This is a genomic window from Micromonospora sp. C28ISP2-4, from assembly GCF_030519385.1.
GTDB classification, from domain to species: domain Bacteria; phylum Actinomycetota; class Actinomycetes; order Mycobacteriales; family Micromonosporaceae; genus Micromonospora; species Micromonospora tulbaghiae.
In genome coordinates, this window is sequence record NZ_JAUMKG010000005.1 from 192783 (window position 1) to 204660 (window position 11878).

10 protein-coding genes are annotated in these 11878 nt (G+C 75.5%); 2 read left to right on the forward strand and 8 right to left on the reverse strand.

Going from position 1 to position 11878, the window contains the following annotated elements:
• Window positions 1–29 precede the first annotated feature (29 nt).
• The 8 genes from Q3W68_RS19725 to Q3W68_RS19760 form a co-directional block, all read right to left on the reverse strand.
• Entirely contained in the window at window positions 30–1145 is a 1116-nt protein-coding gene (locus Q3W68_RS19725; protein WP_302906845.1) for an acyl-CoA dehydrogenase family protein, read from the reverse strand.
• The gene (locus tag Q3W68_RS19730; protein ID WP_302906846.1) at window positions 1138–2298 is read right to left on the reverse strand and encodes an acyl-CoA dehydrogenase family protein; all 1161 of its coding nucleotides are present in this window, start codon (window positions 2296–2298) and stop codon (window positions 1138–1140) included. Before Q3W68_RS19730 ends, Q3W68_RS19725 begins: the two co-directional genes overlap by 8 nt.
• On the reverse strand, window positions 2295–2549 hold the full coding sequence (locus Q3W68_RS19735; protein ID WP_091425090.1) for a phosphopantetheine-binding protein: 255 nt from the start codon (window positions 2547–2549) through the stop codon (window positions 2295–2297). The genes Q3W68_RS19730 and Q3W68_RS19735 overlap by 4 nt, the downstream gene beginning before the upstream one ends.
• 4 nt (window positions 2550–2553) lie before the next feature.
• Window positions 2554–3801: an alanine racemase gene (locus Q3W68_RS19740; protein ID WP_302906847.1), complete on the reverse strand. Its 1248-nt coding sequence runs from the start codon at window positions 3799–3801 to the stop codon at window positions 2554–2556.
• On the reverse strand, window positions 3794–5293 hold the full coding sequence (locus Q3W68_RS19745) for a class I adenylate-forming enzyme family protein (RefSeq protein WP_302906848.1): 1500 nt from the start codon (window positions 5291–5293) through the stop codon (window positions 3794–3796). The genes Q3W68_RS19740 and Q3W68_RS19745 overlap by 8 nt, the downstream gene beginning before the upstream one ends.
• Complete coding sequence (locus Q3W68_RS19750; protein ID WP_302906849.1) at window positions 5290–6534, reverse strand: acyl carrier protein; 1245 nt, start codon at window positions 6532–6534, stop codon at window positions 5290–5292. Before Q3W68_RS19750 ends, Q3W68_RS19745 begins: the two co-directional genes overlap by 4 nt.
• 75 nt (window positions 6535–6609) lie before the next feature.
• Window positions 6610–7830, reverse strand: coding sequence for an inositol-3-phosphate synthase (locus Q3W68_RS19755; RefSeq protein WP_302906850.1), 1221 nt, complete (start codon window positions 7828–7830; stop codon window positions 6610–6612).
• A 40-nt stretch (window positions 7831–7870) separates the two neighbouring features.
• On the reverse strand, window positions 7871–9145 hold the full coding sequence (locus Q3W68_RS19760; protein ID WP_302906851.1) for a DegT/DnrJ/EryC1/StrS family aminotransferase: 1275 nt from the start codon (window positions 9143–9145) through the stop codon (window positions 7871–7873).
• Window positions 9146–9250: 105 nt separating this feature from the next.
• Between Q3W68_RS19760 and Q3W68_RS19765 the strand changes: the two genes are divergently transcribed.
• Window positions 9251–10408, forward strand: a complete 1158-nt coding sequence (locus tag Q3W68_RS19765; RefSeq protein WP_302906852.1) for a glycosyltransferase — start codon at window positions 9251–9253, stop codon at window positions 10406–10408.
• 14 nt (window positions 10409–10422) lie between these two features.
• Entirely contained in the window at window positions 10423–11862 is a 1440-nt protein-coding gene (locus Q3W68_RS19770; protein ID WP_302906853.1) for a condensation domain-containing protein, read from the forward strand.
• The last annotated feature ends 16 nt before the right edge of the window (window positions 11863–11878 follow it).

The window sequence follows — 11878 nt, forward strand, 5'->3', positions numbered from 1 at the left end:
GGTCTTCCGGCACCGCCGGCACGGGACGCTCAGGTCACCGCGCCCGCCAGTTCGTCGGCGTGGTCGGCGATGCCGGCGAGCATCGCGCCGGTGGCGCCACCGGCGATGCCGAACATGGCCGCCTCGGTGCGCAGCTGCGCCTCGCCGCCGTCGCGGAACGCGTCCGCGCCGCGCAGCCGCACCGCCTCGGCGGCGACCCGGTCCACGGTCTCGGCGGCGCTGACCTTGAGCAGCATCCCGGTGACCGCGGACGGGACGGCGGCGGGCGCGTCCAGCAGCGGCGCGCACAGCGCGTCGAGCTGGTGCGTGGCGACCAGGCATCGGGCGTACCGCTCGCGGACCGCCGGGCGGTCCCACAGCGTGCCCGCCCCGGCCGGTCGCCGCCGCAGCCAGTCCCGCAGGCCCGCCAGCATCCGGTGGCACATCGCCCGGGCCCACAGCGCACCGGCGACCCGTTCGACGCCGACCTGCCGGGCGAACCCGGCCAGCGCCCGGCCGGGGCGGCCCAGCACGGCATCCGGGCCCAGCTCCACGCCGGTGAAGCGCAGGTGGCCGACACCGGATCCGGCGAACGCCCGGCCGGCGGACCCGGCTGTCACGCCCGGCGCGTCGGCCGGCACCAGCAGCCAGCAGAAGCTGGTGAAGTGCCGCGCCTCGCGGTGCCGGGCCAGCACCAGCGCCGCGTCGCAGCTCGTCGCGTTGGTGATCCAGTCCTTTCCGCCGTCCAGGACGGCGCCGTCGTCGCCCAGCTTCACCCGGGTCGCGGCGTCGAGCAGGTCCGAGCCGGACCCGGCGGCGTCGGTGACGGCCAGCGCCACCACCGTCTCGCCGCGCAGCATCCCGCGCCGCACGCGCTCCGCCGGCCCGGTCGCGCCGGCCAGCAGCGGCAGCACCGTGGCGACCTGGACGCAGACCGACAGCGTCACGCCGAGCGGGCACCGGGCGTCCAGTTCGGTGAGCAGCGCCGACAGCCGCCGGGGGTCCGGCTGCGCGCCGTCCGGGTAGAGCGCCTCGACGATCCCGGCGGCGCCCAGCGCGCGCCACACGGCGCCGGGGTCGGCCCTGTCCACTCCGGACAGGGCAGCCCGCACGGAGGCGGCCCGGTCCCCGCCGGTCGGCGTCGGGGTCGGGGTCGGCTCAGGCAAGACGCACCCCCGGGTCGCGCAGCGACAGCGCCCCGTTGGCCAGGCGCAGCCGGTCGTTCGCGTAGTTCAGCGAGGCCGAGCGCAGATCCCGGAACGTGCGCTCCAGCGTCAGCGGCGAGTCGGTCAGGTAGCCGTGACGCAGGCCCGCCAGCTCGACCAGTTCGTGCGCGGCGGCGAAGGACTCCTCGGCCGCACGGATCTTCAGCGTGTTGAGCAGCAGTTGCACAGGTGCGGCCGACATGTCCGGCGCGCCGGTGACGACGGAGACGGTGTGGCGCAGCAGCGCGTGCGCCGCGTCCAGCCGGGCCCGGACGCCGGCCAGCCGCAGCAGCACCAGCTCGGAGGAGGGGGCGAACTGCCGCCGTCCCGCCTCGCTGCGGGCGTGCCGCAGCACCCGGCCGTACGCGCCGGCCGCCGCCCCGATCCAGGCCGCCGCCCAGCCGACGTGCGCCAGCGGCGCGAAGACGGTGGTGGCGATCTCCCGGAACCCGCCGTGCTCGCCGACCACCTGCCACTGCGGCACCGCGCCGCGCAGCCGCATCGGCACGCTGTGCGTGGCCCGCATGCCCAGCGGGCGCCACCCGCCGGTCACCTCGATCTCCACCTGGTCCCGGTCGGCGTAGACCAGGTCCACCTGGGCGGCCGAGTCGGCCCCCGGGGCGCGGGTGGTGATCAGGAAGGCGTCGGCGTACGGGCCGCCGGTGACGATCGGCGCCTGCCGGTCGACGCGCAGCATCTCGCCGTCGTGCTCCAGCGTCGACTCGGCGGTCATCAGGTGACCGCCCTTGCCGGCCTCGGTGGTGACCGAGCCGAGGTACCGCTCGCCCCGGGCCACCGCGGGCAGCACCTCGGCGCGCAGCTTCTCCCCGCCGTACGCGGTGATCGCGGCGACCTGCTGGCAGTGCATGGCGAAGACCATCGCCACCGACATGTCCACCCGGCCCAGCGTCAGCGTGACGTCGACCAGGTCCGGCAGCGTGCCGCCGGCGCCACCCTCGGCGGCCGGGACCAGCAGCCCCAGCAGCCCGGTACGGCGCATGGCGGCCAGCGCCTCGGTCGGGAAGGCGGCGTTCTCGTCGGCCTCGCGGGCGTGCTCCGCCGCCACGTCGGCGACGGTCTCGACGGCCGGGGCGTACCCGGCGGGCGCGGTCATCGGGAACCACCGCCGACCGGGGCGCGCAGCTCCTCGACCACGCCCCACAGCCCGCCGGCCGTGGCGAAGGTGGAGTCGACCAGCTTGTCGTCGGGAACGGCGACCCCGAAGGTGTCCTCGATGGCGAACAGCAGCTCGATCTCGCGCATGGAGTCCAGGCCGAGATCGCGCAGGCGGGACTCCTCGGTGATCTCGTCCGGGCCGGCGAACTTGAGGAACGGGCGGAGCAACTCGGTGAATTCGGCGTTCATGACGTCACCTTTCTTCTCGGGGTTCGGCAGTGGCGCCCGGCGTGTCGACCGGGTGCCGCGTCAGGGTCAGCCGGGACGTCTCGACGACGCGGTCGCCGTCGCAGACGACCTCGACCGGCGCCGGGTGGCCGAGGAAGGCCAGCAGGCTCGCCGAGAGGCCGTACGCCCCGACGTTCGGCACGGCGAGCACGTCGCCCGGGCGTACGGCGGGCAGGTTCGCGGCGCGGGCCCAGGTGTCCAGCGGCGTGCACAGCGGCCCGGCGACTATCGCGGCCTCCAGCGGCGCGCCGTCGCGGCCGTCGGCGGCGTGCAGGGCGGGTACGAGCGGCGGCAGCCGGCGCAGGCCGGACATCCCGCCGAGGTGGTTGATGCCGGACTCCAGCACCACTACCGGCGTGCCCTGCGACCGCTTGACGTCCAGCACGCGCGTCAGCAGCGTGCCGGCGGTGGCGGTGAGGAAACGCCCCGACTCGAAGGCCACAGCGGGCGCGCCGTCGCGCCAGCCGGGGAAGAGGTCGTCCAGCGCAGTGGCGACCCGGTCGGCGAGACCGGTCAGGTCCGCGTTGTGGCCGGGCCGGGCGAACGGCGCGCCGAAGCCGCCGCCGAGGTCGAGCAGGGCCAGGTCGATGCCGAGCAGGTCCCGCAGCCGCCGGGCGGTACGCGCCGCGGCGGTGAACTGGGCCACCAGCGCGTCCACCGAGTCGACGTTGCTGCCGGTGTAGAGGTGGAATCCGCGTACCGGGGCCGACGGGCGGGAGCGGAACCGCTGGGGTTCCCGCTCGATCCAGTCGGCGTCGGCGCCGAACTGGGAGGCGACGCCGGTCATGGTGAGCCCCTGGCCCGGGTTGGGCACCCGGTCGTTGACCCGCAGCAGGCACCGCAGTTCCACGCCGTGTGCGGCGGCGATCCGGTCGGCCTGGTCCAGGCCCTCGGGCGAGTCGACGGAGAACCAGCGGACACCGGCGCGTACCGCCTCGGCCACCTCGGCGTCGCGCTTGCCCGGTCCGGTGTAGAGCATCCGGTCGCCCGGCACGCCGGCCCGCAGCGCCGCGGCCAGCTCGCCCTCGGAGCAGATCTCCGCGTCGCAGCCGGCCGTGTGCAGCGCCGCCACCAGCGCGGGGTGCGGGTTGGCCTTGAGCGAGTAGAACAGCCGGCTCGGTGCGGGCAGCGCCGCGACCAGGGTGGCGTGGTTGGCGCGTACCCGGGCCAGGTCGTAGCGGTACGCCGGGGTGTCGAAGGGCAGGTCAGCCATTGTGCTCACCCGCCAGCCGGGCCAGCGCCCGCCGGTCCACCTTGCCGTTGCCGGTCAGTGGCAGGTCGGGCAGCACGACGCAGCGCGCCGGCACCTTCATCTCCTCCAGCTGTTCCCGCAGCCGGCGCAGCACGTCGGCGGGGGTCAGCTCGGCCACCACGAACAGCGTCGCGCCGTCGCGGCCGTCGGCCGGCGGCAGCACCCCGGCCGCGTCCACGCCGTCGACCCGGTACGCGGCGGCCTCCACCTCGGTGGCGCTGACCCGGGTGCCCTTCTCCTTGTAGACGTCGTCGCGCCGGCCGGCGAAGTGGACGTACCCGTCGGCGTCCACGTGACCGTGGTCGCCGGTGTGCAGCTGCGGGAACAGCCCGTGCGCGCGGCGGAACCGCTGCGCGGTCAGCTCGGGCCGCCGCCAGTAGCCCGCCATCACGTGCGGGCCGCGGACCACCAGCTCGCCGCGGACGCCCGGTGGCTGACGCCGCCCCTCGGCGTCGACTGTGAAGATCTCGGTGCCGGGCAGCGCCCGGCCGCAGGCGCCGGGGCGGCGCAGGTCGGCGTCCGGCGGCATGATCGCGGCACGCTTGCACTCGGTGAGGCCGAACATCAGCTGGACGCTCAGGCCGGGCAGCAGCCGGCGCAGGCCCGCCAGCACCTCCGGCGGCATGGCGGCCCCGGTGTTGGTGAGCAGGCGCAGCGGCGGGCGCGGCGCGCCCGTCCGGCCGAGCAGCCGCAGCAGGTTGATCGCGAGCGACGGTACGCAGGGCAGCACCGTGGCGCCGGACTCGACAAGTGTCGCCAGCAGGCGGCCACCGGTGTCCCCGGCGTCGCCCAGGCGCAGCCGGGCACCGGCGACGGTGCTGAGGAAGATCTGGTAGAGGCCGTAGTCGAACGAGGGCGGCAGCAGGACGTGCACCACGTCGTCGGGCCGGTAGCGCAGTTCCGACTGGATCGCCCGGACGGCGAACGTGACCTGGGCGTGCGTGGAGACCACGGCCTTGGGCATGCCGGTGCTGCCGGAGGTGTAGATCAGGCAGACCGGGTCGACAGCGAGCGGGGCCGGGCCGTCGGCGGCGGCGCCGATCGCCGCGGCGGACGCGGCGCGGCGTGCCTCGGCCGCGCCGCGCACCGGGACCCCGCGGGCGCGGGACAGGCCGGCCAGGACCGGGTCGTCGGTGAGGACCAGGCCGGGCTCGGCGTCGTCGAGCACGTGGGCGAGGGCGACCTCGGGGGCCGGCGTGCGCAGGACGACGAAGACACCGCCGGTGCGGGCGACCGCGTACAGCAGCGCCGGCAGGGTCGCGTCGGTGGGCAGCGCCACCAGCACCCGGTCGCCGCGCCGGACGCCCTGCCCGCGCAGCCAGCCGGCCAGGCGCAGGCTGTCGGCCCGCACCTGACGGTACGTGCGCTCGACGGTCCCGTCCCCGGCGGCGGGCGCGTCGGGGCGCGCGTCGGCGGTGCGGTCCAGCAGGTCGTGCAGCAGTTCGGTACTCATCGGGCACCTCCGGTGGCGGCGCCGAACATGGCGCACAGGGAGCCGACGTCGCGCAGGTCGGCCGCGGACAGCGCGGTGGCCGGAACCTCGACGCCGAGCCGCCGTTCGACCCGGTCGATCACGTCGACCAGCCGGAACGAGTCGAAGCCGGGCAGCTCGCGGAGCACGTCGGTGGTGCGCAGGGTCGAGCCGTCCAGGTCCAGGGTGTCGCCGAGCGCACCGAGCACCGCCGCGCGTACACCGTCGTCACCGGCCTTGTCCGGCGCGCACGGCGCGGCGTCGTCGCAGGGCGCGGCGGCCGGTCCGGCGATCGACTCCAGCGCGGCCAGGTGCTCGGCGATCAGCGCGCCGAGCGCGTCCGCCAGTTCCGGCGCGGCCGGCCGGCCCGCCTGGGCCCGCCGCAGCGCCACGTAGCTGCGCGTGGCGAGCTGCTGCCAGCGCGCGGCCTGCCCGGCCAGCGCGGCGGCGGCCTCCGGCGCGACCGCGGCGAGCCAGCGTTCGTGCAGGTCGCGGGCACGGGCCAGCAGCCAGACGTCGAGCACGAAGCGGTGCAGCCCGGCCACCGTGTCCACTGCGGCGGCGGTGCGGGCCAGGTAGCTGTCGATCTCCGGGCGGGCCCGTCCGGCCCGGGCGGCGTTGCCGGCGAGCATGGCGGGCACGTCGATCGCCGGGGCCGGGTGCGCCGTCACCGCGAGCGTGTGCGCGCCGCCGGCCAGCGCCGCGTCGAACGCGGCGTCGGGCAGCCGCCACACGCCGGGCCGCGCGGGTCCCCAGGCGGTGTCGTTGTGGTACGCGTCGACCACTGTGACCTCGTCCGGCCCGGCGGCCGCGACGAGGAAGCTGTGCCGCATGTGCTCGTGCTCGTGGTAGGGGCACCACGGCAGGTCGTACGCGTCGGCGGTGACGTAGAGCGGCTGGCCCGGCGCGCACAGCCGGCGCACCTGCGGGCCGTCGAGCTGCATCCACCGGCCCTCGACCCGCAGGCCGAGCAGGTCGACCGCCTCGGTGGCCCGGTCGTCCGAGGTCGCCTCGACGGTGACCAGGCCGTCCTGGTCCCGGGTGCGGAACCCGTAGCGGGCGCCGAGGGCGAGGTGGCTGCCGGATCCGTTCGCGTGGTCGGCCAGCAGGGCGAAGCTCGTCTGGAGACAGTCCAGCGCGGTCGCGTGCAGACCGGTCAGGATCGGTGTCCACACCGGATCCGTGCTCGGCCGGTCCGGCGCGTTCGGGACGTGGTGGGACATGGGGACTCCTCGATGCGGATACGTGGGGCGGGGCCGCCGGCGCGGACGGTGCCGCGCCGGCGGCCGGTGCGAAGGTCAGCTGTCGCCGCGGCCGTCCAGCCCGTTGGCCCAGGCGGCGAGCGCCTGCGCCTGCTCGGTCAGCGCGTGCTCGTCGGTGCCGATCGGGTCCTTGAAGAAGAACCCCAGCTCCTCGATCGGGCCGACGTGCCCCGCGCGGTGCGCGGCGGCGGTCAGCCGGGCCAGGTCGAGCACCAGCGGCGCGGCCAGCGTCGAGTCCACCCCGCTCCAGGTCAGCTGCATGGACATCCGGACGCCGAGGAACCCCTCGAACGAGACGTGGTCCCACGCGGTCTTGTGGTCGCCGAGGTCCGGCACGTTGTCGATGTGCAGCGGGGCCGTGACGTCCTCACCGAGCAGCGCGGGCAGCACGCCCGACTTCGAGCTGAGCTTGCTGCGGGCGTTGCGCGGATCCTCCAGCGTCGCGCCGTCGCCGCCGCCGAGCAGGTTGACCCCGGCCCAGGAGAGCACGTGCAGGGCGCGGGAGGTGAACATCGGCGCCAGGGCGGTACGCAGCAGCGTCTCCCCGGTCTTGCCGTCGGAGCCGGCGAACGGCACGCGCTCCCGCTGCGCCATCATCTCCAGCGCGGGCAGCCGGGCACCGGTGGACGGGGTGAAGTCGACGAAGCCGCAACCGGCCTGGAACGCCGCGTACGCGACCACGGAGCTCGCCGGCAGCGCCTTGTCGTCCGGGTCGGCCATGGCGCGGGTCAGCGCGTCCAGGTCGTCGTGCTCGGGCCGGTGGTCGGCCGGCGGCTCGGTCGAGGACACGTTGATGACGACGACCCGGGACAGCCCGTGGCGGTCGCGGAACTCCTCGATGTCGCCGGCCAGCCGGTCGACCACCTCGGCCAGCGGCGCGGTCTCGGTACGCGCGTCGTAACCGGTGCGCAGGTTCTGCTCGACCTCGGGCAGGCTGCCCCGCACGGCGGCCAGCACGGGCGCCGGGATGACCCCGGAGTCGACGAGCGACTCGGCCTTCTTCTCCAGCGGCGTGTCGACGATGTCGTGCCCGCCGACGACCAGGTCGTTCCAGCTCGCCAGCGGCGCGTCGCGCAGCATGCCGGTGTCGGTGACGCAGCCGGTCGAGTCGGCCATGCCGGCGCGCAGCGCCAGCAGACCGGTGATCGCGGTGGTGGCGACCGAACCGCGGGCGCCGTTGAGCCACACGCCGACGGGCGCGTCCGTCTCGGGGGACGAGGTCGGGGCGTGCGAGGTCTCGCGATGGGTGACGGTCACGGGAAGACTCCTTCTCTGGGTGCGCCGGTGGCGGCGCGGATCAGCGGGCGAGCACCTTGGCCACGGCGGCGGCGATGTCCTCCATGTCCTGTTCGGTGCCGAGGAAGGTGCTGTGGTGCGTCTGGACGGTGTGGGCGGCGAGCCATTCGGTGTTCGGGTACGTGCGCTCCCGGTGGATCGCCGCGAAGCGTTCGGCCAGCGGCGCGAGCAGCGGCTTCGTCCACGGCTGGAGCAGCCGGCTGCGGTGCAGCGGCTCGTCGGTGCAGTAGAAGCGCCGGCCCAGCTCGGCGGTGAGCGCGGCGGCCACGGCGGCGTTGTCCATGCCGGCCGGCAACTCGTCGAAGACGATCGTGCCCTCGTAGATCGAGATGCGGGTCTGACCCGCCGCCGGTCGCAGCAGCCGGACGCCGTCGACGTCGGTCAGCATCTCGCCGAGCAGGCGGTAGTTGTGGTTGCGGATGCCGTGCTGCTCGTCCAGCGTGGTCAGTTGCGCGCACGCCACCGCCGCGGAGAACTCGTTCAGGCAGAAGTTGGCGCCCTGCACGCCGGCGCTCTCCTCCAGGTCCAGCTCGCCGGCCGGCGTCCGGTCGCCGCGGTAGCGGCGCGAGTCGGCCCGCAGCTCCTGGAGCACCGGCGCGAGCGTGTCGTCGTCGGTGACCACGGCCCCGCCCTCACCGCAGGTGAGCACCTTGCCGTGCTGGAAGCTGAAGCAGCCGAGCCGGCCGAGCGAGCCGGCCTGACGGCCCTCCCAGGTGGCGCCGTGGGCCTGCGCGCAGTCCTCCACGACGGAGATGCCGCGCGGCTTCGTGACCGCGTCGAGCGCCGGCACGTCGGCCATGTTGGAGGCCCAGTGCACGGCGACCACGGCACGCGGGCCCACCGACAGGTCGAGGTCGTCCGGCCCGACGCAGCCGGTGTCCCGGTCGACGTCGACGAGCACCGGGACCAGGCCGGCGCGCAGCGCGGCGGTCGCGGAGGCGGTCCAGGTCAGCGCCGGTACGAGCACCGTCTCGCCGTAGCCGAGGCCGAGTGACTCCAGGGCCACCACCAGGGCGCTCGACCCGTGGTCGACGGGTACGCAGTGGCGGGTGCCGACGTAACGGGCGAAGTCGGCGGCGAAGCGTCGCTCGAACAGGGCGGTGTCGCCGACGGACGGGCTGCTGATCGCCCACCGGCCGCCGGTCAGCACCGCGGAGAGATTGCCGGCGGCGTCCGGCGCGGGGATCGGCCAGCGTGGCCACGGGCGGTCCGGTGGGCGGACCGGCCGGCCACCGTCCACGGCGAGCCGCCGGTCGAGGGGGATGGAGGTCGTCATGCCTTCGACCTTGATGCCCATCGATACATCGGCGGTACACACGCGATAGCCGGCACGGCCGGCGCCGTGTATCGGTGTTGTATCCCGGTGGTCGAACCTCGGGGCATGAGCCGATCCGCATCGCCTGTGGGCGAACCGACCGAACCTCGCGCCGTCGCGCGTGGCGTCTCCGTCGTCATCCCGGTCAAGGACCGGGTGGCGGAGATGCGCCGCCAGCTCCGCAGTCTGCGCGACGCCGCCCCGAACTGCCCCGAGCCGGTGGAGGTGGTGGTAGTCGACGACTCGGCGCCCGCGGCGGCCGCCGCGCACCGCGCCGCCTGCGCCGAGTACGGCGCCCGCTACCTGCGCGGGCCCCGGCACGTCGGGGCCAAACGGAACCTGGGCGCCCGGCAGGCCCGCTACGACCTGCTGCTGTTCACCGACTCCGACTGCCGCGTGCCGGCCGACCTGATCACCCGGTACGCGGCCCGGCTGCGCGCCTCCGGCCAGGAGGTCGCCGGCGTCACCGGCCCGGTGATCGTCGAGCCCGGCGACAGTGCGTTCTTCCGCGTGATGCGCCGCTCCTACCTGCTGCTCGGCGACCTGACGCGGCCGCTGCACTACGAGCGCGTGTCCTGGGGCGCCAGCGCGAACCTGGCGGTGAAGCGCTCCGTCTTCGAGGCGGTCGGCGGATTCCCGGAGGACTCCCCGATGCCGCTGGGCGGGGAGGACCTGCACCTCGGTCTGCTCCTCACCGACGCCGGCTACGCGCTGCTCGCCGACCCGGACGGGGTGGTCACCCACGACACCGGCGTGGCCGACACGTTCCGCGCGGTCGCCTACCGGTTCACCACGTACGGGCGCTCCGAGCAGTGGCTCTGCCTCGCCCACCCGCACCGGCGCCGGTTCGTGCTCAACACCGCCAGCACGCTCGCCGTGACCGCCCTGGCCGGGCTGCTGACCGCACGGCGCAGCGGGGGGCGCAGCCTGCTCGCGGTGCCGGCCGTCGCGGCCGCGGTGATCGCCGCGAAGACACCCGGCCGGCTCGGCGGCGACCGGGGGCCGCGCGCGGTGGCCGAGTCGATGGCCTGCGCGGCCGTCGAGACGCTCTTCGACGGTGCCGCGTTCGTCACCTCGCTCCGGCTCGGCCGCCCCGACCTGCTCTTCACCGGCTTCCGCGCGCCGGACGAGGCGGACTACCAGCCGGACGCGGCGGACCACCGACCGGACGAGGTGGACCGTCGACCGGTCCCGCCGGTGGCCGCGCCGCCGGTGGCGGCCTGACGGGGGGAGTGGCAGTGCCGACGACGTTCCCGCTGGCCCCCGGCCAGCAGATGATGTGGGAGTTCATGACCGCGCTCGACCCGGCTCACCCCGGCGCCTCACGGCTCGTGGTGGTGGAGTTCCGCCGGTTGCGGGGCACCCTGCGGGTCGACGTGCTGCGGCAGGCGATGCAGGACGTGGTGGACCGGCACGACGCGCTGCGGATGCGGTTCGACCGTATCGGCGTGGAGCCCGAGGTGCGGATCCTGCCGCACGTGGAGTCGCCGCTGGAGTACGTCGACCTGTCCGGACTGCCGCCGGTCGAGCAGCAGGCCCGCGTCGAGCGGATCGCGTACGCGCACCGCAACGACGCGTTCGACCCCGGCCGGGCGCCGCTGTGGCGGGCCGCGCTGGTCCGGCTCTCCGAGACCGAGCACGTGCTCGCGCTGTGCTTCTTCCACATGGTCTCCGACGGCTGGTCGTGCCGCGTCGTGGTGGAGGACCTGTGCCACGCGTACGCGGCCCGGCTCGGCGCGGCCGATCCGCAGCCGCCGCTGGGCGTGGACCCCACCGCGCTCGCCGCGCTGCAGGAGGCGGAGCAGGCCGGCAACGGCGTCGACGCCGCCGCCCGGGCCGCGTACTGGCGGCACCGGCTGCGCCCGGTGGAGCCGTACCAGCTCTTCCCGGCGTCGCCGCCGGCGCCGGACGTCGCGCTCAGCGCCGAGGTGGCCACCCGCTTCGCGTTCCCACCCGAGATCACCGCGCGGCTGCGCCCGGCCGCCCGGCGGGCCCGCACCAGCCCGTACGTGCTGCTGCTCGCCGCGTACCTGGTGCTGCTGTCGCGGCGGGCCGGCCGGTCCCGGGTGGTGCTCGGCACCACCACGCTGGGCCGGGAGAGCCGGCTGTCCCGGCAGCTCGTCGGTCAGTTCACGAACAACGTCTACCTGCCGGTCGACGTCGCGCCGGACGCGCCGATGAGCGCCGTGGTCGACGCCGCGCACGCCTCGCTGGCCGGGGCCGTCGCGCACGCCACCGCGTTCCACCGGCTGGCCCGGGCGGTCCGGCCCGACTTCGCGGCGATCCGCCCCTGGCCGGACAACCACCTGTTCGACGCCTGGTTCCAGTCCGCCGCGTCGGCGTCGCCGGTGCTGCACTGCCCGCAGCTGCGGGTGGAGCCGGTCGACATCACCGCGCGGGCCGCGCCCGGCACGCCGCCGCCGGTGGTCGCCGCCGACGTGCCGCCCGAGTGCCTGCCCGTCTGGGTCAAGCGGGGCTCACCGATCGTCGTGGTGGACGACGACCGGGCCGGCGGCGTGGTGATCCGCAACCGGGGCGTCTTCGGCGACGACCTGGTACGCGGGCTGATCGACGACTACGTCGCCGTGGTCTCGGCGCTCGTCACCGACCCGGGCACCACCCCGGAACGGGTACGCCTTCCTGACGGTGCGTGCTTCCTCGACCACGCGATCGGGTAGGAGTTCCGACGGACCG

Coding starts and splice junctions, on each gene's coding strand:
- Q3W68_RS19730 (WP_302906846.1), bottom strand. CDS start 2,298: ATGACCGCGCCCGCCGGGTACGCCCCGGCCGTCGAGACCGTCGCCGAC.
- Q3W68_RS19735 (WP_091425090.1), bottom strand. CDS start 2,549: ATGAACGCCGAATTCACCGAGTTGCTCCGCCCGTTCCTCAAGTTCGCC.
- Q3W68_RS19740 (WP_302906847.1), bottom strand. CDS start 3,801: ATGGCTGACCTGCCCTTCGACACCCCGGCGTACCGCTACGACCTGGCC.
- Q3W68_RS19745 (WP_302906848.1), bottom strand. CDS start 5,293: ATGAGTACCGAACTGCTGCACGACCTGCTGGACCGCACCGCCGACGCG.
- Q3W68_RS19750 (WP_302906849.1), bottom strand. CDS start 6,534: ATGTCCCACCACGTCCCGAACGCGCCGGACCGGCCGAGCACGGATCCG.
- Q3W68_RS19760 (WP_302906851.1), bottom strand. CDS start 9,145: ATGACGACCTCCATCCCCCTCGACCGGCGGCTCGCCGTGGACGGTGGC.
- Q3W68_RS19765 (WP_302906852.1), top strand. CDS start 9,251: ATGAGCCGATCCGCATCGCCTGTGGGCGAACCGACCGAACCTCGCGCC.